Source organism: Clostridium aquiflavi (genome assembly GCF_031344075.1).
In the GTDB taxonomy this organism is placed as follows: Bacteria; Bacillota; Clostridia; order Clostridiales; family Clostridiaceae; genus Clostridium; species Clostridium aquiflavi.
The window spans coordinates 29,827-55,600 of sequence record NZ_JAVJAN010000006.1; the positions used below are offsets into that span (position 1 = coordinate 29,827).

Genomic DNA, 25,774 nt, shown 5'->3' on the forward strand with positions numbered 1-25,774 from the left:
AGCAATAGAATGTTGTTCATAAATCATTCTATTGCTTAATTTTTTATTAACACATTTTTAAAACAATAAGTTTGCTATTAATACTATTATAGGCAATGTTAAAACAGTTCTTTCTAGGAAGATTATAACTAAATCTTTGAATGAAACTGGTATTTTTGAACCTAAAAGTAATCCACCTACTTCAGACATATAAATTAATTGCGTTACTGATGTACACGCTATTATAAATCTAGTCATTTCATTTTGAATACTTGTAGCTAATACAGATGGTATAAACATGTCTGCAAAACCTACCACTAGTGTTTTAGAAGCAGCAACAGCTTCAGGAACTTGTAATAACTTTAGTAATGGTATAAAAGGTAATCCAAGCATTGAAAAGAAGTTAGTGTATTCAGCAATCATAAGAGCAATTCCGCCCATAGACATAACTACTGGTAATACTCCTAGCCACATATCTACTACATTCTTTAGACCATCTTCAACAAATGAGTGAAAGCTAAAATTATCTTCAGCTTTATCAATAGCATTTTTTAATCCCCATGTAAATGGAGTATATCCATTAGGTATAAGATCCACATTTTTTTCTAATGGTCTTCCATCAATATATGTATCAGGCTTCTTAGATAATGGTCTCACTCTTGGAAGTACTATAGCTGCAATGATACCAGATAAAGTAACTGTTAAATAGAATGGAACAAACATATGTGAAAGTCCAACTTGAGTTATAACCATCAAACTAAATGTTATAGAAACTGCTGAAAATGAAGTTCCTATAACAGAAGCTTCTTTTTTTGTATAAAAGCCTTCTTCATATTGCTTACTAGTTAGTAATATTCCAATAGTTCCGTCACCTAGCCAAGAAGTGATACAATCTATTGAAGAACGACCAGGAAGTTTAAATAAAGGTCTCATTACCTTAGTAAGTAAAGCACCTACAAATTCTAATAAACCGTGGTTAAGTAATAATGGTAAAAATAAACCTGCAAATAAGAATACGGCAGTTAATAATGGAAGAAGACTAAATAAAATCATTCCACCAGTACTATCAGACCATATAAATTCAGGTCCTATTTTAAAATAAGTCATTATAACTAAAATCATACCTACTATTCTAGCTGTTAACCAAGAATAACTAACATTAAACAATGAATTTAAAATTTTATTTTCAGTTTTAAAAACTTTTATTAATATACTTCCAATAGCAGAAATTGATATCAATATAAGAGAGATAAAAGGTAAAATGCCTTTTAATGTATCTACAAATAAATTTGATAAAAATGCTACTGGAATTGTGAATTGTCCACCTAGCATTATTGGAGTCATAAATAATACAATTCCTATAAGTGAAGGAATTATAAACTTCAATAATGAGGAAATATTTAAATTTATATTTACATCTGTATTTTTATTCATATTTATCCCCTTTTTCTTTATAAATATACAACAGTTATTATTTTAATATAGAAAAAGCAAAAAAGATAGTGCTAATTTAAAATAAAAGTTTAATTTTTATTTTGAAATATTATATTTTTTACATAAAAATTTCAACTAAAGCTATGTAAAAATTTGCAGTTTAATGCACATACTTACATATAATATATAAAAGAATTTAATTATTTATATTTTCTTTAGATTAGGATTAAATATCCAAGGAGGAAATTTATATGTACAAAAGAATTAAGGAAAAATTTAAGAATCTTTCCATAAGAAAAAAAGTAAGAAAAAGCTTTTCTATAATATTAGTATTTACATTAATTTTTATGATTATGTCATTAATAAGCTTACAATTTATATCTGAAAAAGTTAACAAATTATATAATGAACCATTTAAGGCTGTTGAAATAACTTGGAATATGAAAACTGAATTCCTGAAAATGCAAAGAGATATGTACCAAGCTTTAATTGAAAATAACGAAGATAAAATAAAGAACAATATTTCTAGTGTAGATGATCAAGTGAAGCTTTTAGAAGAAGATATAAATAATCTTAGAAAAATATATATAGACGATCATAATTTAATTGGTAAATTTGAAAATAATATAGATGAAGTTAAAGATGAACGAGAACAGATTTTTTCATTACTTTTAGAGAATAAGGATTTAGAAGCTTATGATTTAATTAATGGAAAATATAATGAAGGGATAGATAGAGCAAGGGAAAATCTAATAGATATTGGAGAAACTACTAACAACAATGCTTTAACATTTGTAGAAGAAGCTAAAAAAACCAGAAATTTAATATTTATATTAGCAGTTATAATACTAATATTAATGATAAGTTCAATTGTATTAATAAGTAGAGTAATTCAATCTAGTTTACTTGAAGGAATTAATCATGTGAAAAAAGTATCTCAAGACTTATCGGAAGGAAATTTAAGCATAGATAATAGTTATGTATCTGAGGATGAAATGGGCGAAATGAGTAGAGATTTAAATGAAACTATAAAAAATTTAAGTGGTTATGTGAATGATATTTCAAGAGTTATAGAGAATATAGCCCATGAAAATTTAGATGTTAACACATTGATAGAGTATAAAGGAAATTTTAAGCCTATAAAAGATTCTTTAGATAATATTATAAATTCATTTAACAGTATATTTAAAAATATACATCAAGCATCTGATTTAGTAGCAAGTAGTTCAGAAGAAATAGCTTCAACTACTCAAAGTTTGTCTGATGGTGCAGTGGAACAGGCAAACGCAGTAGAAGATTTATTTTCTAAATTTAATGAAGTTTTAATTAAGATAAATAAAAATACTGAGAGTACTAAAAAAGCTGATGAAGTTTTTGAAAATACTAAAAGAATGGTTTTAGATGGAAATAAAAAAATGGAAGAATTGATGCTATCTGTGGAAAAAGTTAGTAAAATGTCAAACGAAATTGAAATAATAACTAGCACTATAGAGGAAATTGCTTCACAAACCAATTTATTGGCACTAAATGCTGCCATAGAGGCAGCAAGAGCTGGGGAATCAGGAAGAGGATTTGCAGTAGTTGCCGAAGAAGTAAAATCATTAGCAGAACAATCATCAAAAGAAGTTAAGCATACAAATGAAATAATACAAAACTCTATGAAGTTTGTAAAAAATAGTAATGTATTAGCGAAGGAAACTTTAAATGCATTAGGAGAAATAGTAAAAGATGTAGATACTACAGCTGAATTAGTAAAACAAATAGCCAAAGCATCTGAAGATCAATCAGAAGCTTTGGGAGATATGTCAGTTAAGGTAGATAAAATATCAGAAGTTATTCAAACTAATTCAGCAACAGCAGAAGAGACAGCAGCAGCAACAGAGGAATTAGCATCGCAAGCAGAAATTTTAGAACAAGAAATATCAAAATTTAGACTAAAGAACTAGAATTATATTTTAGCAAAGTATTGATATATGCATAAGCAAAGTGGGTTGAGTAAAATATATAGGCTATATCTTAATAAAAATTAGGGTATAGCTTTTTTAGTTACCTTGATAAGAGAAATAAGGTATAGTAATATAAATATCATAAGAATTTAACTTTAAGGAGAGAAAAAATATGGGCTTTCGTAAAAATTTAATTAATGCAAATAGAATAGTTGTAAAGGTAGGAACTTCAACATTAACCTATGATAATGGTAATATCAACTTAAGAAGAATTGAAAAATTAACTAGAGTTTTATCTGATATTGTTAACTCAGGAAAAGAGGTTGTTTTAGTAACATCAGGCGCTATAGGTGTTGGTGTAAGCAAATTAAAGTTAAAAGAAAAGCCCGAAGGTATAAGAGAAAAACAAGCAGTTGCATCAGTAGGACAATGTGAACTTATGCATATATATAGTAAATTCTTTGGTGAATATAGTCATGTTGTTGGTCAAGTTTTACTTACAAGAGATGTAGTAGAAGATGATCATATTAGAGAAAATGTATGTAACACATTTGAAACATTAATGGAAAATAAAATAATTCCAATAGTTAATGAAAATGACACAGTTTCAATAGATGAGATAGAGAATATTGTTAGATTTGGGGACAATGATAACTTATCAGCTATAGTTGCAACACTAGTAAAAGCTGATTTATTAATAATATTATCTGATATAGATGGATTTTATGATTCAGATCCTAGAAGCAATAATGATGCAAAGTTATTAAAAGTTGTAGAAGAGATAACACCAGAACTAGAAAGTTGCGCTGGAGGTGCTGGTTCAAATTTAGGAACTGGCGGAATGGTAACAAAACTTGCAGCAGCTAAAAAAGCAGTATCTTCAAGTGTAGATATGATTTTAGCTAATGGAAGTGATCCAAGCGTAATATTAAATGTTTTAGATGGTGAAGATGTGGGAACTTTATTTTTAGGTAAAAAATAATTGGGGGTATAAAAATGAAAGAATTAATTTTAAAAGGTGAAAGAGCAAAGGAAGCATCATATGTTCTTATGAATGCTACAACAAGTGAAAAGAATGATGCTTTAATAAAAATGGGGCAAAAATTATTAGAAAATAAAGAGTATATTCTTGCTGAAAATAAGAAAGACTTAGAAAATGCTATTCTAAAAGGTACATCAAAGGCTATGCTTGATAGGCTGTCTTTAGATGAAAAAAGACTTGAAGATATGGCGGATGGATTAAATCAATTAGTTAATCTTAATGATCCAATAGGTGAAGTTATTTCCATGTGGAAGAGACCTAATGGTCTTCAAATTGGTAAACAAAGAGTGCCAATGGGTGTTATAGGAATAATATATGAAGCTAGACCTAATGTTACTTGTGATGCAGCGGGTTTATGCTTAAAAGCAGGAAATGCAGTAATATTAAGAGGCGGAAGTGAAGCAATAAATTCTAATAAAGCAATAGTTAAAGCACTTTGTGAAGGTATAAAAGAATCAGGACTTCCAGAGTATTCACTTCAATTAATAGAAAATACAAGTAGAGAAATTGCCAATGAAATGATGAGATTAAATGAATATATAGATGTTCTTATTCCAAGGGGTGGAGCAGGTCTTATTCAAGCTGTTGTTAAAAATGCAACTGTTCCAGTAATAGAAACAGGAGTAGGAAACTGTCATGTTTATGTTGATGAAGAAGCTGATTTTAAGATGGCAGAAGATATAATAATAAATGCTAAAACAAGCAGACCAGCTGTTTGTAATGCAGAAGAAAAATTATTAGTTAATGAAAAAGTTGCAGAAGAGTTTTTACCTAAGATTATTTCAGCATTGAGAGAAAAAAATGTTGAAGTAAGAGGCGATAGTAGTGTAATGAAAATAGTTGATGATGTGAAAGAAGCAACAGATGAAGACTGGGGCAAGGAATATCTAGATTTTATAATTGGCATCAAGATTGTAAATAATATAGATGAAGCTATTAAACATATAAATAAATATGGATCAGGTCATTCAGAAGCTATTATAACTAACAATTATCAAAATTCACAAAAATTCTTACAAAGAGTTGATGCGGCAGCAGTTTATGTTAATGCTTCAACAAGATTTACAGATGGATGCGAATTTGGATTTGGTGCAGAAATCGGAATAAGTACTCAAAAGCTTCACGCAAGAGGTCCAATGGGATTAAATGAGCTTACAACTACAAAGTATATTATTTATGGAAATGGTCAAATAAGATAATATTATGTATTTAAAATTAATCAATCATGTTTGTTTTGTATTTTCAGATATAAAGCGAATATGATTGTATTTTATTATATGGATAATTTAGTAAAAATTAAGAATTTTATGAGAGATTTTTTTGACTACTTTATTTATAATTTAAGATAAGGAGAATTTTATGGATTGGAATATTAAAAAATTTAATGAACTTACTTTAGACGAGTTATATGAAATATGCAAAGTTAGATATGAAATATTTGGATGTGAACAAAGGATATATCAAGAAAATGATTTTGATGATATAGACAAAAAGGTTTATCATTTATTTTTGAAGGATTCAGGTAAAATAGTTGCTTATTCAAGGCTTATTCCAAGTGGAATTACATATAATGAATCTTCAATAGGAAGAGTTTTAGTTTTAAAGGAATATAGAAGAAAAGGCATAGCTTTTGAACTTATGAAAAAAAGTGTAGATTTTCTTAAAAATGAACTTAATGAAGAGACAATTGTTATATCATCTCAATTGTATGTAAAAAAACTTTATGAAAATGTGGGGTTTAAAACAATTTCTGATGTATATGATGAAGTGGATATTCCACACGTTAAAATGAAATTATAAGAGAAAAATTAATTTGTATAATAAGTCTAGCATGTGTTTTATAAATAGAAAAACATCAAGGGGGAAATATGGGGAATAAGTTACACAAAAATGCTATTAAATCTTGGGTGATTTCAAGATGTATTGGAACAATATTATTTTTATTCATATCATTAATAGTATTTTATATTATGGAATCTAAATTTGAGATTCAGTGGATAGTGAAAAATTCAAAATATATTTTACTAGGAATATCGATAATAGGACTATTATGTATCATAGATACTATTATAAATCCAATAATAGAATATAAAACTTGGATATATGAACTTACTAGTGACAAAATTGATTTTACTCAAGGAATTTTTACTAAGAAAAGAACTATTGTACCAATAATAAAAATAGAGCACATAAAAATTAATAGAGGTCCTATAAATTCAAGACTAGGACTTGCTAATATTGAAATCTTTACAGCTGGGGGATCGCATGAAATACCTAATATAGAAGTTAAAGTTGCAGAAGAGATAGGTGAATATTTAAATAATAAAATAAAAGAAAAGGTTGAAGAATTTAATGAGAAAAACAGAAATTTATAGAGGGCATTGGAGCAATATAATTAAAAGTATAATTTCTAATATATATTTAATATTTATATTGCTATTTGCATTAATAAAAATAAAAGAAGACTTTAATTTTATTATTTGGACATTTGCAATTGGATTTTTTATTGTGCTATATTCCATATTATTATGGAGAAGTAAGTATTTCTATATAGAAGATAACATGTTTGTTTATGTAAAAGGAATGATAGAAAAAACAAAAGAACAAATTCCGCTTAAACAAATAACTACAGTTGATTTAAAAACAACCATTTTAGATAGAATTCTCGGATCTGTGACTTTAAAATTAAATAGTGGTAATGCAACTTTAAATGAAGCAGAATTTGAATTGGTTGTAAAAAAAGAATATGCGTTACTAATACAAAAAGCTGTATCAGGACAAGATGTCAATGAAGAAGATGTTTATAGCAATGTTAAAGAGTTACAAGTAGAGTATAAGGATATAGCAATTTATGCATTAACAAAAAATAAATTTGGATGGATTATGGCTTTATTTATTATAGGAAATAAATTTAGTAAAGTATTTAAAAAATCAGTTATTAACAATGCTGAGAACTACTTAGAATCAGCAAAAGATTATATATTAAATGGTACTATTTTTGATTTAGTGTTGAAGTTATTATTTATATTTGCTTTTATATATGTTTTTTCAACAATAATTTCTATAGGAATAGAAATTTTAAAATATGGTAATTTTAAAATTATAAGAAGCGAAGATTCTTTTAATATAAGGTATGGAACAATTGATTTAAAAGAATATTCTATATCATTAGAAAAAATTCAAGGATTAAAATTAAAACAAAATTTATTACAACAATTATTGGATTTATATAAAATTGAAGCAATAGTTATAGGTGATGATGAAACAAATTCATTACTTTTTCCAAGTTTAAAAGGTTCAAAAAAAGATAAATTTATAAATGAATTTTTACCAGAATATAAGATAACTAAAGATATAGATAAAGCGTCTAAAAAATCAATTTTTAGATTTATATTTAAGAGATTTATAGTTTCTATAGTGGTTTCTTTAATATTAATTTTATTAACTAAGCAATTTTTACCTAAGTTATATATGATAAATAGTTTTAAATTTATTTTGTCATTAACATTATGTACTTCTCAAATTATATTAGGTTATATTGATTATTTAAATAATGGGATAGCAATAGAAGAAAATAATATTTTATTAACAAATGGTTCAAGAATAAAAAATACTTATATAATAAGAAAGTTTAAAGTTCAATCATTACAGGTTAAACAGTCAATACTTCAAAGATATAGAGATATATGCAACTATAAGATAGATATTGCTACAAGTTCTTTTGGTGAGACAATAGAGATAAAGAATATGGATATAAAGAAATATGAAGAGATATTATAGAGATGAAATGTGTAGATTTAATATGGTTAATCTACACATTTTTTAATATATTATAATTATGTTATTTGATATAATTTTATTAATAAATTAAAAAAACATTATATTATATAATCAATAAATTTTATAAAGAAAGTTATTTAATTTTAATATTATTAATACTGATTTAAATTAAGTTATTGTACAGAAAGAGGATGTTAACAATTTGAGGAAGCATGCATTAATTACTGGTGGCACAGAAGGTATAGGATTAGAATTAGCTAAATTGTTTGCTAAAGATAACTGTAATTTGCTTATAGTAGCAAGAAATAAAGAAAAGTTATTACAAGTTAAAAATTATATAGAAAACGAGTATAAAGTGGATGTTGATATTTTATCTGTAGATTTATCTATCCACAATTCTTGTGAAGAAATATTTGAATTTGTGGATAAAAAAAATATAACTGTGGATTATTTAATAAATAATGCGGGAATAGGATCATTTGGATTTTTCCACAAAGGTGAATCAAGATTTGAAGAAAACTTAATAAATATAAATATAGTTTCTTTAACAAATTTAACGAAATATTTTATAGAAAAAATGGTAGAAAAAAATCATGGCGGAATAATAAATATAGCTTCAACAGCTGCATTTGTTGGTGGACCTAAGATGGCAATGTATTATTCTAGTAAGGCATATGTGTTATCACTAACTGAAGCTTTGCATGAAGAAGTAAAAGATTTAGGAGTAAATGTAAGTTGTGTATGCCCCGGACCTGTAAAAACATCTTTTCAAAGTAAGGCTGGAATAAAGAAATCTGAAAAGGCTAAAAAGTATTTAATGGATGCAGATAAAGTTGCTAAAATAGCATATAAAGAATTTTTTAAAGGAAAAGCTATTATAATTCCAGGATATAAAAATAAATTATTAGTATGGGGAACTAAATTAATTCCAAGATCAATAAGTAGGAAGATAATATTAAAAAACAACAAGTAGTAATTAGGGGGAAATTATGGAGAAATTTTTTTATGGATGTTTGTTAATTTCAGATATGGATGGAACATTATTAGATAGTGATGGTAAGTTATCTTATGAAAATAAAAAAGCAATAGATTATTTTATAAGTAAGGGTGGAAACTTTACTTTAGCTACTGGAAGAATAGTGGCATCAGCTGGGAGATTTTTAAATGATATAAATGTTACTTTACCAGTGATATTGTATAATGGAGCAAAAATATATGATTATAAAAATAATAGAGTTATTTATGAAAAGTTTATAGAAGATGAGAGAAAAAATACAATTACTTTAGTAAAAAATGATAATCCTACTCTTGGAATTGAGGTGTATTCTGAGGAAAAAGTATATATTTATTCTTCATGTAAATATACAGATAGATTTTCAAAACTAGGATATGAAGTTATATATAATTTACCTACAGAGGTTTGGAATAAAAAATGGACAAAGGTTCTTATTGTGGGAGAAGAAGAGGAAATAGATGTACTTGAAGAAAACTTTATAAGGAATTATGGTAACGGAAATATAATAAGAAGTGGTGCTAGATATTTAGAAATAGTACCTAATAATACTTCCAAAGGAAAAGCTATTGAAAAATTAGTAGATATATACAATATAAAATCACAGAATCTAATAACCATTGGTGACAATATGAATGATATTGAAATGGTTAAATTAGCTGACTATGGATTTTGCGTTAGAAGTGGAGCGGAAAGGTTAATAAACAATTCGAAATTTATAGCACCAAGTAATGATGAGAATGCAATAGATTATGTAATTAAGTGGATTAATAATAATATCATAAAATAATAGCTTAAATTACAAAATTTTGTTAAAAGAAATAAATTAAAAACGATAATTAATATAAGGATATTAAGAAGGAGAGGTTTTATATGTTTAATAATAAAAATAGGGTTATAAGTGAAGTTATAAATAATATTTCTAGATTAAAATTACCAAAAGAGAATATAAAAATAGATAGAGATGTTTTAGATAAAGTTAAAGCAATACATATGAGATTGAATAGTGGTAAGGATAAATTTCAAGATATAACTAGATTAGTCTTAAACTCTGTTATTCAGATGAGTAATTTAGATTTAACTTTAAAGGATAAAGAAGAAAAGATAGAATATGTAACTGGCGAAATAGCTGAATTAATGGAAAGTGTGTCCAACACATCTGAAATATTATCTAGCACATCAGAAGAAGTAACAGCTGCACATACTGATATGACACAATCAATATCTGATTTATCATTAAATTCTACAACTTTATTAGATTCCATAAAAAGAAGCGAGGATGAATTATTAGAAATAAAGGTTTTTTCGGATACAGCAATATCTCATTCTATTGGAATGAAAGATGATATGAGTAATTTAATTCATGTAATAGAAAATGTACAAAATGTTATAAAAGCTATAAGTGAAATATCAGAACAAACTAATCTTTTGGCTTTAAACGCGTCAATAGAAGCTGCAAGAGCTGGAGAAAGTGGACGAGGGTTTGCAGTAGTTGCAGAAGAAATAAGAAAGTTAGCTGATGAGACTAAAAATTTAACTAATAGTATGTCTGATTTTATAACTGATATTGAATCTGCATCTAATAAAAGTAATGCTAGTGTTGATGATACTGTTGATTCTTTAGGAAAGTTAAATCAAAATTTAGATTCAGTTGTTAAAACAAGTAAAGAGAATAGAGAGCGTGTTAATAATATAAATGAATCAATAACATCTATTGCAGCTAATAGTGAAGAAATAAATACATCTATGGATGAAGTAGCAACTAGTATGAGAAAATTTGATGAGGATATTGAAAAATTAGGTGAGGATACGATAGCATTAAAAGATATAAGTAATACGTTAGGAAGCATTATAGAACCCATAAGTTTAATGGAAGAAGATTTAGATAATGCATCTAAAATAATAGGTACTTTAGTTAATGATGAATATTATATGATAACTAATAATTTGTTTATAGAAACAATTAATAAAGCAATTACAGCTCATCAAAACTGGCTACAAACTTTAAGTAAAATTGTTAATGATAGAGAAATATCAGCACTTCAAGTAAATGAACATAAGTGTGGATTTGGACATTTCTATTATTCTATGAAGCCTAAAAATGAAAAAATATTAGTAATTTGGAATGAAATAGATGAAAAACACAAAGTATTCCACTCTTATGGAAGAGACATAATATCAAGATTAAAATCAAATATTAATGATAATACTATAAGAGAAATCTACAGCAAAGCAGAAAAACTCTCAGTTGATTTAATTAATGATTTTAAAAAGATAATAAATCTTGCTAAAGAGTTAGATTCTTCAAACAAGAATGTATATAATAATTAGTTTGTAAATTATTCTTATAAAATTGTTATAGTCAAAAATAATAGTAAATATATTTAAATAAAAAATAATCTATTTTTCTTGACAGTATATGTACGATAAACTACAATAAGAAACAAGGTAAATATATATAAATAAATATCTGTCTAAAGATACACTTTAAATTGGTCCAGTGAGGCCAGAAAGGAGTCTATTTCTATGATATATTATGAGTTAGAAAAAAATAATACAGCTTTGTTTAAAGCAATTAGTATACTTGATAAATATGTTTGGATAGTAAAGAGCTCTCTTTTATGGTTGTCTCTTTAGTATCCTTTTATTTTATATAAAAATATAAATTTTAAAACATAGATTAAGGAGGATTAATTATGAAAGCAAAGCTTATATTGGAAAATGGTATGGTTTTTGAAGGTAAGGCTTTTGGATATTTAAAAGAAAGTATTGGGGAAGTAGTATTTACTACTGGAATGACAGGATACCAAGAAGTACTTACAGATCCATCTTATTATGGTCAAATAGTAACTATGACTTATCCTTTAATAGGGAATTATGGTATAAATCTTGAGGACATGGAATCAGATTCAATAAAGGTTAGAGGATTCATCGTTAGAGAAAAATGCAATTTACCAAGTAATTTTAGGTGTGAATTAGAACTAGAAGATTTCTTAAAGCAAGGAAAGGTTATTGGATTAGAGGGCATTGATACAAGAGCTTTAACTAAGGTTTTAAGAAACAGTGGAACAATGAGAGGAATCATTGCATTAGAAGATTTAGATGATAAATCTATAAAAGAAAAAATAGCTAGTTTTTCTAATAAAGAAGCAGTAAAGAATGTTACTACTAAAGAAAAGTATGTAATTAACGGAAGTGGAAAACATATAGCTATAATGGATTTTGGAATAAAACAAAATATAATAACTAATTTCAAAAAAAGAGGTTGTAAGTTAACAGTATTTCCTGCAACAGCAAGTGCAGAAGAAATTTTAAGTGTTAATCCAGATTTAGTATTTTTGTCTAATGGACCTGGAGATCCAGAGGAGTTAGATTTTGTTATAGAAAATGTAAAAAAAATAGTAGGTAAAAAGCCTATTGTAGGTATTTGTCTAGGACATCAATTATTAGCATTAACTTTAGGTGGAAAAACTACAAAGCTAAAGTTTGGTCACAGAGGATGCAATCATCCAGTTAAAGATTTAGAAGAAAATATAGTTCATATAACTTCTCAAAATCACGGTTATGTAGTAGAAACATTACCAGAAGATGTTGAAGTAACTCATGTAAATATAAATGACGGAACTGTAGAAGGATTAAAGCATAAGACTTTACCAATATACTCAGTCCAATTCCATCCAGAGGCATCAGCGGGTCCCAAGGATAGCGAATATATATTTGATAAATTTTTAAAATATGCACTATAGGAGGATGAAGATAAATGCCATTAAATAAAGATATAAAAAAAGTTTTAGTTATAGGATCAGGTCCAATAGTTATAGGTCAAGCAGCTGAGTTTGACTATTCAGGAACTCAAGCTTGTGAAGCTTTAAAATCAGAGGGAATAGAAGTTGTTTTAATAAACTCTAACCCAGCAACAATAATGACTGATAAAGAAGTTGCAGATAAGGTATATCTAGAGCCTTTAACGTTAGAATTTATTGAAAAAGTTATTGCGAAAGAAAGACCAGATAGTTTACTTGCAGGAATGGGAGGTCAAACAGGACTTAACCTTGCTGTAGAATTACATGATTCAGGCATTTTAGAAAAATATGATGTAAAAGTAATAGGAACATCTATTGAATCTATAAAAGAAGGAGAAGATAGAGAACTATTCAGAGATATGATGAACAGAATAGGAGAACCAGTTATAAAAAGTGAAATTGTTACTGACTTACAAGCAGGTATAGATTTTGCTAGTAGAATTGGATATCCAGTTATAGTAAGACCAGCTTACACATTAGGTGGATCTGGTGGCGGTATTGCAGATGATGAAGAAGAGTTAAGAACAATACTAGAATCAGGTCTTCAATTAAGCACAATAGGTCAAGTTTTACTTGAAAAAAGTGTTAAGGGCTGGAAGGAAATAGAATATGAAGTAATGAGAGATTCTTATGGAAACTGCATCACTGTATGTAATATGGAAAACATAGATCCTGTGGGTATACATACAGGTGATAGTATAGTTGTTGCACCATCACAAACACTTTCAGATAAGGAATATCAAATGCTCAGAACAGCATCTATAAATATAATAAATGCTGTAGGTATAGAGGGTGGATGTAATGTTCAGTTTTCATTAAATCCGAATACATTTGAATATGCAGTAATAGAAATTAATCCTAGGGTTTCAAGGAGTTCAGCTTTAGCATCAAAGGCAACAGGATATCCTATTGCAAAACTTGCAGCTAAAATAGCTCTTGGATATGGATTAGATGAAATAAAAAATGCTGTAACTCAAAAGACATATGCATGTTTTGAACCAACACTTGATTATATTGTAGTAAAAATACCAAAATGGCCTTTTGATAAATTCTTTGGTGCTGATAGACAGCTTGGAACTAAGATGATGGCAACCGGAGAAATAATGGCTATAGGAGCTAATTTTGAGCAAGCATTTTTAAAAGGAATAAGAAGCTTAGAAATAGGAAAATATTCTTTAGATCATAAAAAATTTAAAGAACATAGTATGTCAGAACTTAAAGAGTTGGTAATGAAACCAGATGATGAAAGAATATTCGCTTTAGCAGAAATGTTAAGACGTGATTACATGATTGAAAGAATAAATAAAATTACTGGTATAGATAAATTCTTCTTAGAAAAAATTAAATGGATAGTTGAAGAAGAACAAAGATTAAAATTAAGCAAGATAGAAGATTTAGATAAAGAATGGTTACAAAACTTAAAGAAAAAAGGTTTTTCTGATAAAGCAATAGCAGATATGTTAAAGGTAAGTCCAGAAGATATATATAGATTAAGAGATATTTGGAGCATAAAACCATCATATAAAATGGTTGATACTTGTGGAGGAGAATTTGAAGCATTATCACCATATTACTATTCTACTTATGAACAATATGATGAAGTTGAAGTATCAAACAGAAGAAAAGTAATAGTAATAGGGTCAGGTCCAATAAGAATAGGTCAAGGAATTGAGTTCGATTATGCATCAGTTCATTGTGTAAAAGCATTAAAGAAACTTGATATTGAAACTATAATAGTAAATAATAATCCTGAAACTGTAAGTACTGATTTTGATATATCAGATAAGTTATATTTTGAACCATTAACAGAAGAAGATGTTTTAAATATAATTGAAAAGGAAAATCCATATGGAGTAATACTTCAATTTGGTGGTCAAACAGCAATTAAACTTGCTAATTTCTTAAAGGAAAAAAATATTAAGACTTTAGGAACTACAGCAGATCAAATAGATATGGCAGAAGATAGAGAAAAATTTGATGAACTATTAGAAAGATTAGATATATCAAGACCTAAAGGTAAAGGTATATGGTCAGTAGAAGAGGGATTAGAAGAAGCAGAAAGATTAGGATTTCCAGTACTTGTTAGACCGTCTTATGTAATTGGTGGTCAAGGAATGGAAATAACTCATGATGAAGAAGAATTAATTTTCTACTTAACTAATGCATTTGCAAAAGATAAAAAGAATCCAATACTTATAGATAAATATTTAATGGGTAGAGAAATAGAAGTAGATGCTATATCTGATGGGGAAAATATTCTTATACCAGGCATAATGGAACATTTAGAAAGAGCAGGAGTTCACTCTGGGGATAGTGTAACTATGTATCCAAGTCAAAATGTTTGTGATGAAATTAAGGGGAAAATCTTAGAATATACTAAGAAGTTGGCTTTAGCAATAGGAATAAAAGGAATGATAAATATTCAATTCATAGAGTTTGAAGGAAACTTGTATGTAATTGAAGTTAATCCAAGAGCATCAAGAACGGTACCTTATATAAGTAAGGTTAGCAAAGTACCAATTGTTGATATAGCTACACAAGTTATGATGGGGGCTAAATTAAATGATTTAGGATATGGAGTAGATATATATAAAGAACCAGAACTAGTTTCAGTTAAAGTTCCAGTATTCTCAACTCAGAAATTACCGAATGTAGAAGTTTGCTTAGGGCCTGAAATGAGATCAACAGGAGAAGTTTTAGGAGTAGGTAGAAATTTAAAAGAAGCTCTTTATAAAGGTTTTGTAGGTGCTAATATGTATCCATCAAAGGAAAAAGGCAAAATACTCGCAACAATTAATAAGCATAATAAAGCAGAATTTTTACCGATAGCTAAGGATCTTGCTAAAGTTGGTTATAAGTTTATAGCAACAATAGGAACATGCAATTTATTAAGAGAAGAAGGAATATATGCAGAAGAAGTTCGTAAGATAGATGAAGAAAAGCCTAATATTTTAGATATAGTTAAAAATAGAGAAGTTGATTTAGTAGTTAACACTCCAACTAAAGGTAATGACTCTAAGAGAGATGGTTTCTTAATTAGAAGAGCAGCTGTTGAGAGAAATTTAGGAGTTATTACTGCATTAGATACACTAAGAGCAATTGCAGATGTTGAATTAGAAGAATTTGATAAAAGTAAGAACTTAGAAGTATTTGATATAGCTAAATAAATAAGTTATAAGTAAAAAATGTTACAATTTAATTATTGTAACATTTTTTTATGCTTCATATTTTATACTGGATATTACTATTGACAATTCAGTCAATAAATTAATACGAGATCCAATAATTTTCTTGTTATCACTTTTTAATATTTTTATTTGAGGTCTAAGAGGATAATTTGGAAAAGTCTCTTCAACTATGCCAACATCACCATTACTTAAACATACTATAGTTCCATTTGGGAACGGTATTATAACTCTAGAAAATACTTTAACCATTTCATAATCAAAGAAAGTTCCTGAGTTAGACATTATGTATTCTAATGCATCACCAGGATACATAGCACGCTTATATGGTCTATCAGACGTTAAAGCGTCATATACATCTGCAATGCTTACTATTTTAGCCATATAATTAATTTTATTTTCACTTAATCCGAAAGGATAACCTAAGCCATCTACTCGTTCATGATGCTGTAATATTATTAATTTACTATTAGAATTAATATTATATAAATTGCTTAAAAAATTATATCCTCTTTCAGGATGTTTTTTTATAACATCAAATTCTTCAGGAGTTAATTTACCAGGCTTTAATAGTATATCTTTGTCTATAAATGTTTTACCTATGTCATGAAGCAATGCACCACTACATAATTGAATTAGCTTTCTTTTTGGGAGTTTTAAACTTATTCCTAAAACTAAAGATAAAACAGCTACATTTACAGAGTGTTGATAAGTATAATTATCCATATTTTTTATATCTACTAAAGAAATTAATAAATTTTTATTAGATAATATATTATCTAATAATTCTTCTGAGATAGTACTTATATTTTCAAAATATTTTAGTTCATGTTTTGAATAATTATTAATTGAGCATTTTTCAAAGCTATGAAGTGAAGAAACTCTTTGAATATCATTAAATGTTTCTTTAAGAATTCTAATAGCTTTTTGACGTAGTTCAGGTTTTATTATATCTTCTATTTCATAATCACTATATTCATCGATTATATATATTGAAAGTATACTTAACTGCTTGATTTTTTGTATTAAAGGTTGCGTTAATTTTACACCCTTTTTTAACAAAATCCTACCCTCGGAATCATATATAGTTTTACCTAATATAGTGTCTTTTTTTACACATTCAATTGGTATTAAACGCATGATTAGCACCTCATAATTAATATTATAATATAATATTATTCCCATAAATTCAAATAAGTATATAATTATATCAGAATATAGAAAAAAGTTTTTTGTTAAACAATTACACTTTATTATATCATATATAGGATATTTAGACAAAACTTGCAATAAAAAATGGGCGAAAAAGCACAAACTTTATCACCCATTTTTTATTTAGAAAATACTTAAGATTATTAAGTTTTATATTTTAAGTATCATTTAAATACAACTTTGTTTATATATCTAAAAGATTTTTTCTATAAGAAGAATATAAATTTCTAAGAAGTCTCATTTTATCTTCAAGTTCAATATATAATTCTGATGCTTTTGCGTAATCTTTACTTACAAATGCTATCTTAATTCTTGTAAATAAACTTTTAGTAGTATAAGTATCTTTCATTATATACATTCTTAGATCATTTATTTTCATCCAGTTAGACACATCTAAGTCTAAAGCTTTATCTAATGAATGAAGTGATGAAAATGATCTTATTTCATTAATGTAATTATTAATTATTCTGTGAATAATTTCAGTAGTCCATCTTTGTAATATAGCTAATTTAAAGCTATTTATTATTTCTGATGTCATTACATTATTTTTCTTTAATATTTCAACTTTTTCAGGGTATTTATCTAATTGTGATAAATTTTCATAAATAGTTGCAGGAGCTATACCAAAGAATTTATTTCTTTCATCTTCTGAGAAGTCTTCAAATACATCTGCTTCACTTCTATAAGCTCTTTCTTTTTCAAGATAATCGGCATCTTCACCTGGTTTCTTTGATAATTCAGCAAGTAATTCATCTTCTGTTTTGTTTACAGCATATAATATACCATCTAGCATTGACATATAAGAAACTGCCATTGTAATATAAGTATTCGAATGTGGATTTGGAGATCTAAGCTCAAATCTAGTAGCTAAAGGAGAATCTAAATCCCTAATTAATCCAACTAAGATAGATCTATTTCTTGATGGATTTTCAGGACTCTTACCAAGTGAAGTTACTATACATACTGGTGCTTCAAATCCGGGTTTTAATCTCTTAAGTGAATTATTTGTTGAAGAAATAAATGGATTCATAACTTCATAGTTTTTAAGAATTCCCATTATAGCCCCATATCCTATTACACTTAAGAAGTGATTTTTAGGACCATTAAATATGTTTATTATTTTTCCGTTCTTTAATTTTAAACTAATACTTAAATGGGTATGCATTCCAGATCCGGCTACTTCTTCTATTGGTTTAGCCATGAATGTTACTTCAAGACCATTTCTTCTGAAAGTTTCTTGAGCTAATATTCTTACAAATAACTCATTATCAGCAGATTGAAGTGCATCTGAATACTTCCAATCTATTTCTATTTGTTCCATAACATGATCAAAATTACCAGATGAATTTAATTTAGCTCTTACTCCACCAACCTCTTTATGACCCATCTCAGGTTCAAAATCATATTTTTCCATTAAAAGAAGTGTTTCTTCAAGTGCTGTTCTAACAGCTCCTTTTGTTCTAGTCCAATAATGTTCATGTAGTACTTGAGACGTTGATAATTCTTCTACTTCAGCATTTTCATTAGGTGTTTTAACCCAAAATTCTAATTCAGTGGCAGAAGTAACGATTATATCATCTATATCATCAGGGGTAATATCATAAATATTTAAAAGTTCAGGTTTGTTTTTAAATAAGTTAGATAGAGTGTCCTTAACAGCAGAGACAGATGCTTTAAGAATGTGTCTAGAATCAACAGGTTTGTTATCATGGTATAAGAAGCATGGTATTCTTAATGTACCTACAGGTCTGTTAGTCTCATGGTCTATAAAGTTAAAGTTATAATCAACAAACCACTTGCTATCTAGATCAGTAATCATATCAACTTTAGCATTGTTCAATGTAGCAATACCAGGCAATACTACTGAAGAACCATCTGTTTGAACAGCAATTCCGTTTAAGTATGAATCTATATTTTCTAAGAAAAGCTTAACTGGAATTTTTTCATCAGTATCATTACCAGATAAATCAATACCAACAAATGAGACGAACTTAATTTGGCTATTTTCATTTAATATTGCATTTAGATCTTTAGCGTTATGATTCTCTTTTTTAATAACATAAAGTAAATTATTCATATAATAAGCAGTTACAGATAATTCTGTAAGTTGCTATTCACATCCTTTCGCAATTTAGAGTTAATTTTGATATATATCGAACAAACAATAAATAAAACATAAAAATATTCGTATTTATTAATTATAAAAATTCTATTACAAGTATACTATACTGTCAATATATTTAAAGCTAAATTTTTAATTTAATAATTATAGTATAATTGTAAATAGAATATGGAATAAAATTATACATAAAAAATAATTCAATATAGATTTATTTTTAATAAAGTAATAAAATGTTTATTAGATAATATAGGAAAATTGGAGTGTGAACACTTTGGAGAAAAAAAATAGGCCTATAGGATTTTTTGATTCAGGGGTAGGCGGATTAAGTGTAATGAAAGAAGCTATTCGTTTAATGCCAAATGAAAATTATATATATTTTGGAGATTCTAAAAATGCACCTTATGGAATTAAAACTGTTGAAGAAGTTAAAACTCTTACAGTTGATGCAGTAGAATTATTATTAGAGAAAAATGTAAAGGCAATAGTAGTTGCTTGTAATACTGCAACTAGTGCTGCAATAGATTTAGTTAGAAGTAAATATAAAAATATTCCTATAATAGGTATAGAACCAGCATTAAAATTAGCAACTAAGTACAATAGAAAAGGCAACATAATAATAATGGCTACACCTATGACTTTAAAGGAAAAAAAATTTAAATCTTTAATGGAAAAATACGGTGAAGATTATGATATAGTATCATTACCATGTGCTAAATTAGTTGAATTTATAGAGCATGGTATACTAAGTGGAGAAGAATTAGAAGAATACTTAAAAGAAAAGTTTAATCCATATAAAAATAATGATATAGGTGTAGTTGTTTTAGGATGTACTCATTATCCGTTTATAAAAGAAACATTATATAAAGTAATTGATAAAGATATACCTATAATAGATGGTGGACTTGGTACTTCTCAAGAATTAAGAAGAAGGTTAGGAGAAAAGAATTTATTGAATACTGAAGAGAAACAAGGTAGTATAACTATAATAAATTCAAATGGAAGCGAAAAGACCATAGAACTTTCTAAAAAATTAATAGAAATTTCTTAATTAGCATATAAATGAATTTATGCAAATATTTTAGCTAATAATATATGTTATGAAATTGCACTAAGTGAAAATATATATTTATATTATATAAATATATGAAATATATTAAATATCGTAATGTTTGAAAGGAGAATTTTTATGGCAAATCCAATTGTTACAATAAAGATGAAAAATGGAGGAACAATAAAAGCTGAATTATATCCAGAAATAGCTCCAAATACAGTTAAGAATTTTATTGATTTAATTAATAGAGGATTTTATGATGGATTAATATTCCATAGAGTAATACCAGGTTTTATGATACAAGGCGGTTGTCCAGAAGGTACAGGAATGGGTGGCCCAGGATATGGTATAAAGGGTGAATTCACATCTAATGGATTCAAAAATGATTTAAAACATAGCAAAGGTGTATTATCTATGGCAAGAGCTATGCATCCAGATTCAGCAGGAAGCCAATTCTTCCTTATGGTTGCAAATGCGCCTCATTTAGATGGTCAATATGCATCATTTGGTAAAGTTATTGAAGGAATTGAAATTGCAGATGAAATAGTTGCAGCAAAAAGAGATATGCAAGACAGACCTTATGAAGATCAAGTTATTGAAAAGATGACTGTTGATACTCAAGGTGAAACATATGGAGAACCAGAAATAATTGAAGAATAGTTTATAAAATAAAAAAGTTTTAGTTTAAATATGTGTTGATATATGTAATTAAATTTATTGATTTATACATGTATCAACACTTTACTAAAATGTAGCCAAATTTATATATAAGTGAAGGCGGTGATATTATGATTCCTAATATTAAGTGCATATTAGCATACGGATTAGAGGATAATGAAATTAATAAAATAAAACAACGCTATGGAAAAGTTATAAAAATTAACAAGGACATGGGCAATGTTAAGATAAAAGATTTAATATCAGGCTTAGAACAAGTAGAAAAACCAGAAGATATGCTGGAAGAAAAGATGATAATATTTAATAAATTTGCAGAAGGTGAATTAAAGGGCGCGATAAAATATATAAGAGGATTTACAAGTGATGGAGTACTAGCTGTAACTACACCAGTTTCTTGTAATTGGTCACTTAAATATTTATTGGAACACTTAATTGAAGAAAGAGAATGGCATAAAGCGGAACAAAAGGGGAGAGAATAACGTGAGCCGTGTAGGAGAAAAAATAAAACAAGCAAGAGAAAAGAATGGATTATCAGCGAAGGTATTAGGTAAAAAGCTCGGTGTAGCAGAAAAGTATATAAATGACATTGAATTAGGAAGAAAAGTAGCTAATGAAGCATTTATAGAAAGAGTATCTAAATTCTTAAAAACTGATTTGAATGATATAAATATGGTTGTTACTGATGAAGAATTGATGAAAGAAAAAGAAACTTTAAAAAAATCAGTTAATACTAAGGTAGAAAAATCAGAAGTATGGACTGATGCATTTGCTTCAGTCATAAAAAATGTACCTATATACAATTATTCATTATCTAATACTAAAGGTACAAGAGAATTAACTGTTCATTCTAATAAAGTTGAAGGATATCCACAAGATAAGGTACTTTATCTTCAAATAGAAAACGATGATATGTCTGGATTTAGAATTTTAAAGGGAGATTTAGCTTTTGCACATATGGTTAAAGAATTTAGCAATAATGGTATTTTCTTAATTGATTATAAAGGTGAGAGAAAGATAAGACAAATAAGAAGTCTTGGAAATTCCAAAGTTCTATTAATTAGCAATGGTGGTAGTTTACTTACAGAAACAACTGAAATAAAAGAGATAAATATAATTGCAAAATTAGAAAGAATAGAAATAAAACTGTAGTTTTATTAAGTAGTTATATACGTAAAAGTATATAACTACTTTTTTTAGTCAATTAATCAATTTATAGGCATAAACTTATTATATAAAAATAGTTGGGGTTGATTAAAATAGAAATTACAGAATCTAACAGAATATCATCTAAACTTGATGCTGCTATTGGATTGTTAACTAATGTACCACAAGATATATTAAATAGAATAAATACAAAGTTTTTTTCGGGAGAATTGGGTGAAGTAATTGAGCTTGTTATTTTATATAGAGATACAGCTGAAAATGTAGCAGTATTAGCTAAAGAATTAGAGGGTGAATTTCAAGATTTAGGATTTAACTTTGGACTAATTAATTTGCCACTAAAAAATTTAGTTAAATTGGCAACAAGTAATAGCATTCAGTATATAGAGTTACCAAAGAACTTATATGCAGCAGACAGTGAAGGAAATAGAGCAACCTGTGTGCCTCAAGCTGTATCAACTTATGAAGTATATGGAAAAGGTACATTAGTAGGATTTGTTGATTCAGGAATAGATTATATGCATCCAGCATTTATGGATTCTAATGGTAAGACTAGAATAGAATATATATATGATTTAAGTTTTGAAAAAAAAATTTATGATAAAGAATTAATAAACAAAGCTATAGAATCAACTGATCCATATTCAATTGTTCCGGTTTTAGATAATACAGGTCACGGAACTCATGTTGCAGGAATAGCTTGTGGTGGTGGCAATATTAGCGATATATATAAAGGTGCAGCACCAGAATCATCTATAGCTATGGTAAAAGCAGCAAGAGGCACTTGGATATTAAGTTCTCAAATAATGCAAGGAATAAAATTTTTAATAGACAAAAGTAAAGAAACTAATATGCCTTTAGTTATTAATCTTAGCTTGAGCACTAATAATGGAGCACATAATGGAAGTAGTTTATTAGAACAATATATTAGTACAGTATCTAATTTAGAAAGAGTAACTATAGTTATAGCAGCAGGAAATGAAGGTGATGCAGCACACCATACAGGTGGTGAATTAGAAGAAATTCAAACTAAAGCTTTCAATATTGCCAGTGATGAAAGCACTGTAGTCATAAATTTATATAAATCAATACTTCCAGATATATCTTTAAATGTAATATCACCAACTGGCCAAAGCAGTGGAAATATAAATATGCAAGAAGGATACTTTCATGGAGGTATAGGACGTGATAGGTATGATATATACGTATCTGGACCAAAACCATTTGAATTGAATAGTGAAATTCAAATAATAATATCTTCTATAGCATCAGGTTATTTAATTCCTGGTGTGTGGAAAATACAAATTACTACTAGTAATAACTATAAGGGATCATTTTCAATGTGGCTTCCAATATCTGAAGGGTTAAATCCTCAAACTAAATTTTTAGAGCCTATAAATTATAATACATTAGGAATACCAGCAACTGTAGAAAATATTATAGCTGTAGGAAGTTATAATTCACTTACGAATACATTATCCTCATTTAGTGGAAGAGGAGCACAAGTTCAAAGTAATTTGATAAGACCTGATCTTGTTGCCCCAGGTGTAGGAATATTAGGTCCTGTACCAAATGGAAGTTATGATTCTAAGACAGGGACCTCAATGGCAGCACCTCAGGTATCGGGAATTTGTGCATTAATTATGGAATGGGGAATAGTAAAGGGAAATGATCCGTACTTATTTGGACAAAGATTAAAGTACTATTTGGTAAGAGGTTCTAATAGAGCAAGAACTGATATAGAATATCCAAATCCACTTTGGGGATATGGAACAATTTGTGCTTATGATACCCTTTATGATATTGAAAATACAATAAATCAAATATTATCTAGAAATTATAGAGTCAGAGATATAAGTGGTGAATTTTATGTAGGAAATTTATTTGTTAGACTTCCTAATAATTAATTATGTAATTATTTAAATAATAAGATATAGGAACTAATTGGTGCTTTATTTCATATAGTATTCGTAGGAAAAAATATTAAGGAGTTATAGTTATGGCAGATAAAGGTAGTTTAAGAATTCAGTGTTTTAGTGGGGATAATTATATCCCTGTAGATAATGCTAAAATCAGTGTAAAAGAAGGTTCTTTGAATGAAAATAATCCATCGACTATAGATTTAGTTACAAATTCAATTGGATTAACTGATCAAATAGATTTAGATGCTCCTCCTATCGAATATTCTTTAGATGAAAATAGTAATAAAATTCCTTATAGTGTTTATGATATTTTAGTTGAAAGAGATGGTTTCGAGACATTGATAATAAATGGATGTCAAATATTTTCTGAAGAGGTTGCTTATCAAAGATGTAATTTAGTTGAACGTAAAAGTGCATCAAGACAAAATGAGGTTATTAATATTCAACCCAATACTCTTAATGGAAATTTTCCACCTAAAATTCCTGAAGAAGAGGAAAAAAAATTACCACCTCCAAGTTCAGGAGTTGTATTGGCACAACCGGTAGTGCCAGAATATATAATAGTACATCAAGGAGGTCCTAATGATACCTCTGCACCTAATTATAAAGTACCATTTAAAGAGTATATAAAAAATGTTGCATCTTGTGAAATATATTCTACATGGTCTGGTAATGCAATAAGAGCAAATATATTTTGTATAATTTCATTTACTTTAAATAGAATATATACAGAATGGTATAGAGGAAAGGGAAAAAATTTCGATATTACAAGCTCTACTGCTTATGATCATGCTTTTAATTATGGAAGAAATATTTATGATACCATAAGTGTAATAGTTGATGAGATATTTTCTACTTATATTAGAAGAATGGGGAAAAAACAACCACTTTTAACACAATATTGTGATGGTAAAAGTGTGACTTGTCCAGAATGGCTAAGTCAATGGGGAAGCCAAAGTTTAGGTTCTCAAGGAAAACCACCATATGAAATATTGAAGTATTACTATGGAAGTGATATTGAGCTTGTAACAGCAGAAAAAGTTGAAGGAAGTCCAAAATCATATCCAGATTATGATTTGACTATTGGATCAGTTGGAGAACCTGTTAAAACAATACAAAATCAATTAAATAGAATATCTAGAAATTATCCTCTTATTCCTAAAGTTGCAGAAGATGGTGCATTTGGACCTAAAACTGAAGAAGCAGTTAAAGTATTTCAAGGAATCTTTAATTTACCACAAACAGGGGTAGTTGATTATGCTACTTGGTATAAGATATCAGATGTATATGTAGGAGTTACAAGAATAGCTGAACTTAGATGTGATAGCTCTAATCAAAGGATATTTGTTCCACCAATGACTATTGAGCAAGCAAATAGAGAAATTCCAAATTTTAATTACTTTGTATAGAAAAAAGGTAATGCCTCAAATTATTTGAAGCATTACTT

The 25,774-nt window shown here is 27.6% G+C and carries 20 protein-coding genes; 17 read left to right on the forward strand and 3 right to left on the reverse strand.

Annotated elements, in window-relative coordinates:
* Nucleotides 1-57: 57 nt before the first annotated feature.
* Nucleotides 58-1,413 carry a YjiH family protein gene (locus tag RGC78_RS03050; RefSeq protein ID WP_252215801.1) on the reverse strand — a complete coding sequence of 452 codons (1,356 nt, stop codon included), beginning with the start codon at nt 1,411-1,413 and terminating at the stop codon, nt 58-60.
* Between the two features lie 251 nt (nt 1,414-1,664).
* On the opposite strand from RGC78_RS03050, the gene RGC78_RS03055 reads away from it, so the two are divergent.
* The 11 genes from RGC78_RS03055 to carB all read left to right on the forward strand — a co-directional run bounded on the left by RGC78_RS03055 (nt 1,665) and on the right by carB (nt 16,163).
* A complete protein-coding gene (locus RGC78_RS03055) occupies nt 1,665-3,359 on the forward strand; it encodes a methyl-accepting chemotaxis protein (RefSeq protein WP_309556023.1) in 1,695 nt (564 codons plus the stop codon).
* A gap of 172 nt (nt 3,360-3,531) precedes the next feature.
* Nucleotides 3,532-4,341 (forward strand): glutamate 5-kinase, encoded by an 810-nt coding sequence (gene proB / locus RGC78_RS03060; protein ID WP_252215795.1) that lies wholly within the window; start codon nt 3,532-3,534, stop codon nt 4,339-4,341.
* A 14-nt stretch (nt 4,342-4,355) separates the two neighbouring features.
* Complete coding sequence (locus RGC78_RS03065; RefSeq protein ID WP_309556024.1) at nt 4,356-5,600, forward strand: glutamate-5-semialdehyde dehydrogenase; 1,245 nt, start codon at nt 4,356-4,358, stop codon at nt 5,598-5,600.
* Between the two features lie 160 nt (nt 5,601-5,760).
* The gene (locus RGC78_RS03070) at nt 5,761-6,201 is read left to right on the forward strand and encodes a GNAT family N-acetyltransferase (RefSeq protein WP_252215777.1); all 441 of its coding nucleotides are present in this window, start codon (nt 5,761-5,763) and stop codon (nt 6,199-6,201) included.
* Nucleotides 6,202-6,269: 68 nt separating this feature from the next.
* The gene (locus RGC78_RS03075; RefSeq protein ID WP_252215775.1) at nt 6,270-6,776 is read left to right on the forward strand and encodes a PH domain-containing protein; all 507 of its coding nucleotides are present in this window, start codon (nt 6,270-6,272) and stop codon (nt 6,774-6,776) included.
* Nucleotides 6,754-8,181, forward strand: a complete 1,428-nt coding sequence (locus tag RGC78_RS03080) for a PH domain-containing protein (RefSeq protein ID WP_309556025.1) — start codon at nt 6,754-6,756, stop codon at nt 8,179-8,181. The genes RGC78_RS03075 and RGC78_RS03080 overlap by 23 nt, the downstream gene beginning before the upstream one ends.
* A 202-nt stretch (nt 8,182-8,383) precedes the next feature.
* Nucleotides 8,384-9,154 (forward strand): SDR family NAD(P)-dependent oxidoreductase, encoded by a 771-nt coding sequence (locus RGC78_RS03085; protein ID WP_309556026.1) that lies wholly within the window; start codon nt 8,384-8,386, stop codon nt 9,152-9,154.
* A gap of 16 nt (nt 9,155-9,170) precedes the next feature.
* Nucleotides 9,171-9,983, forward strand: a complete 813-nt coding sequence (locus RGC78_RS03090; RefSeq protein ID WP_252215772.1) for an HAD family hydrolase — start codon at nt 9,171-9,173, stop codon at nt 9,981-9,983.
* An 83-nt stretch (nt 9,984-10,066) separates the two neighbouring features.
* On the forward strand, nt 10,067-11,524 hold the full coding sequence (locus RGC78_RS03095; protein WP_252215770.1) for a methyl-accepting chemotaxis protein: 1,458 nt from the start codon (nt 10,067-10,069) through the stop codon (nt 11,522-11,524).
* A 365-nt stretch (nt 11,525-11,889) separates the two neighbouring features.
* Nucleotides 11,890-12,939, forward strand: a complete 1,050-nt coding sequence (gene carA, locus RGC78_RS03100; RefSeq protein ID WP_309556027.1) for a glutamine-hydrolyzing carbamoyl-phosphate synthase small subunit — start codon at nt 11,890-11,892, stop codon at nt 12,937-12,939.
* Nucleotides 12,940-12,953: 14 nt separating this feature from the next.
* Nucleotides 12,954-16,163, forward strand: a complete 3,210-nt coding sequence (carB, locus tag RGC78_RS03105; protein ID WP_309556028.1) for a carbamoyl-phosphate synthase large subunit — start codon at nt 12,954-12,956, stop codon at nt 16,161-16,163.
* Between the two features lie 48 nt (nt 16,164-16,211).
* On the opposite strand, the gene RGC78_RS03110 is transcribed toward carB, so the two are convergent.
* Both RGC78_RS03110 and RGC78_RS03115 read right to left on the reverse strand, forming a co-directional pair.
* A complete protein-coding gene (locus RGC78_RS03110; protein WP_252215746.1) occupies nt 16,212-17,321 on the reverse strand; it encodes an HD-GYP domain-containing protein in 1,110 nt (369 codons plus the stop codon).
* Between the two features lie 256 nt (nt 17,322-17,577).
* On the reverse strand, nt 17,578-19,470 hold the full coding sequence (locus tag RGC78_RS03115) for a glutamine synthetase (RefSeq protein ID WP_252215744.1): 1,893 nt from the start codon (nt 19,468-19,470) through the stop codon (nt 17,578-17,580).
* Between the two features lie 316 nt (nt 19,471-19,786).
* Here RGC78_RS03115 and murI point away from each other — a divergent pair, with 316 nt between their 5' ends.
* From murI to RGC78_RS03145, 6 genes are all read left to right on the forward strand, one after another.
* On the forward strand, nt 19,787-20,563 hold the full coding sequence (murI, locus tag RGC78_RS03120) for a glutamate racemase (protein ID WP_252224197.1): 777 nt from the start codon (nt 19,787-19,789) through the stop codon (nt 20,561-20,563).
* A gap of 138 nt (nt 20,564-20,701) precedes the next feature.
* Nucleotides 20,702-21,226, forward strand: a complete 525-nt coding sequence (locus RGC78_RS03125; protein WP_205449062.1) for a peptidylprolyl isomerase — start codon at nt 20,702-20,704, stop codon at nt 21,224-21,226.
* 128 nt (nt 21,227-21,354) lie between these two features.
* Complete coding sequence (locus RGC78_RS03130; protein ID WP_252224199.1) at nt 21,355-21,723, forward strand: DUF3783 domain-containing protein; 369 nt, start codon at nt 21,355-21,357, stop codon at nt 21,721-21,723.
* A 1-nt stretch (nt 21,724) separates the two neighbouring features.
* Nucleotides 21,725-22,393 (forward strand): helix-turn-helix domain-containing protein, encoded by a 669-nt coding sequence (locus tag RGC78_RS03135; RefSeq protein ID WP_252215737.1) that lies wholly within the window; start codon nt 21,725-21,727, stop codon nt 22,391-22,393.
* A 98-nt stretch (nt 22,394-22,491) separates the two neighbouring features.
* Nucleotides 22,492-24,312: a S8 family peptidase gene (locus tag RGC78_RS03140; protein ID WP_434062228.1), complete on the forward strand. Its 1,821-nt coding sequence runs from the start codon at nt 22,492-22,494 to the stop codon at nt 24,310-24,312.
* Nucleotides 24,313-24,404: 92 nt separating this feature from the next.
* On the forward strand, nt 24,405-25,736 hold the full coding sequence (locus tag RGC78_RS03145; RefSeq protein ID WP_252215734.1) for a peptidoglycan-binding domain-containing protein: 1,332 nt from the start codon (nt 24,405-24,407) through the stop codon (nt 25,734-25,736).
* Nucleotides 25,737-25,774 lie beyond the last annotated feature (38 nt).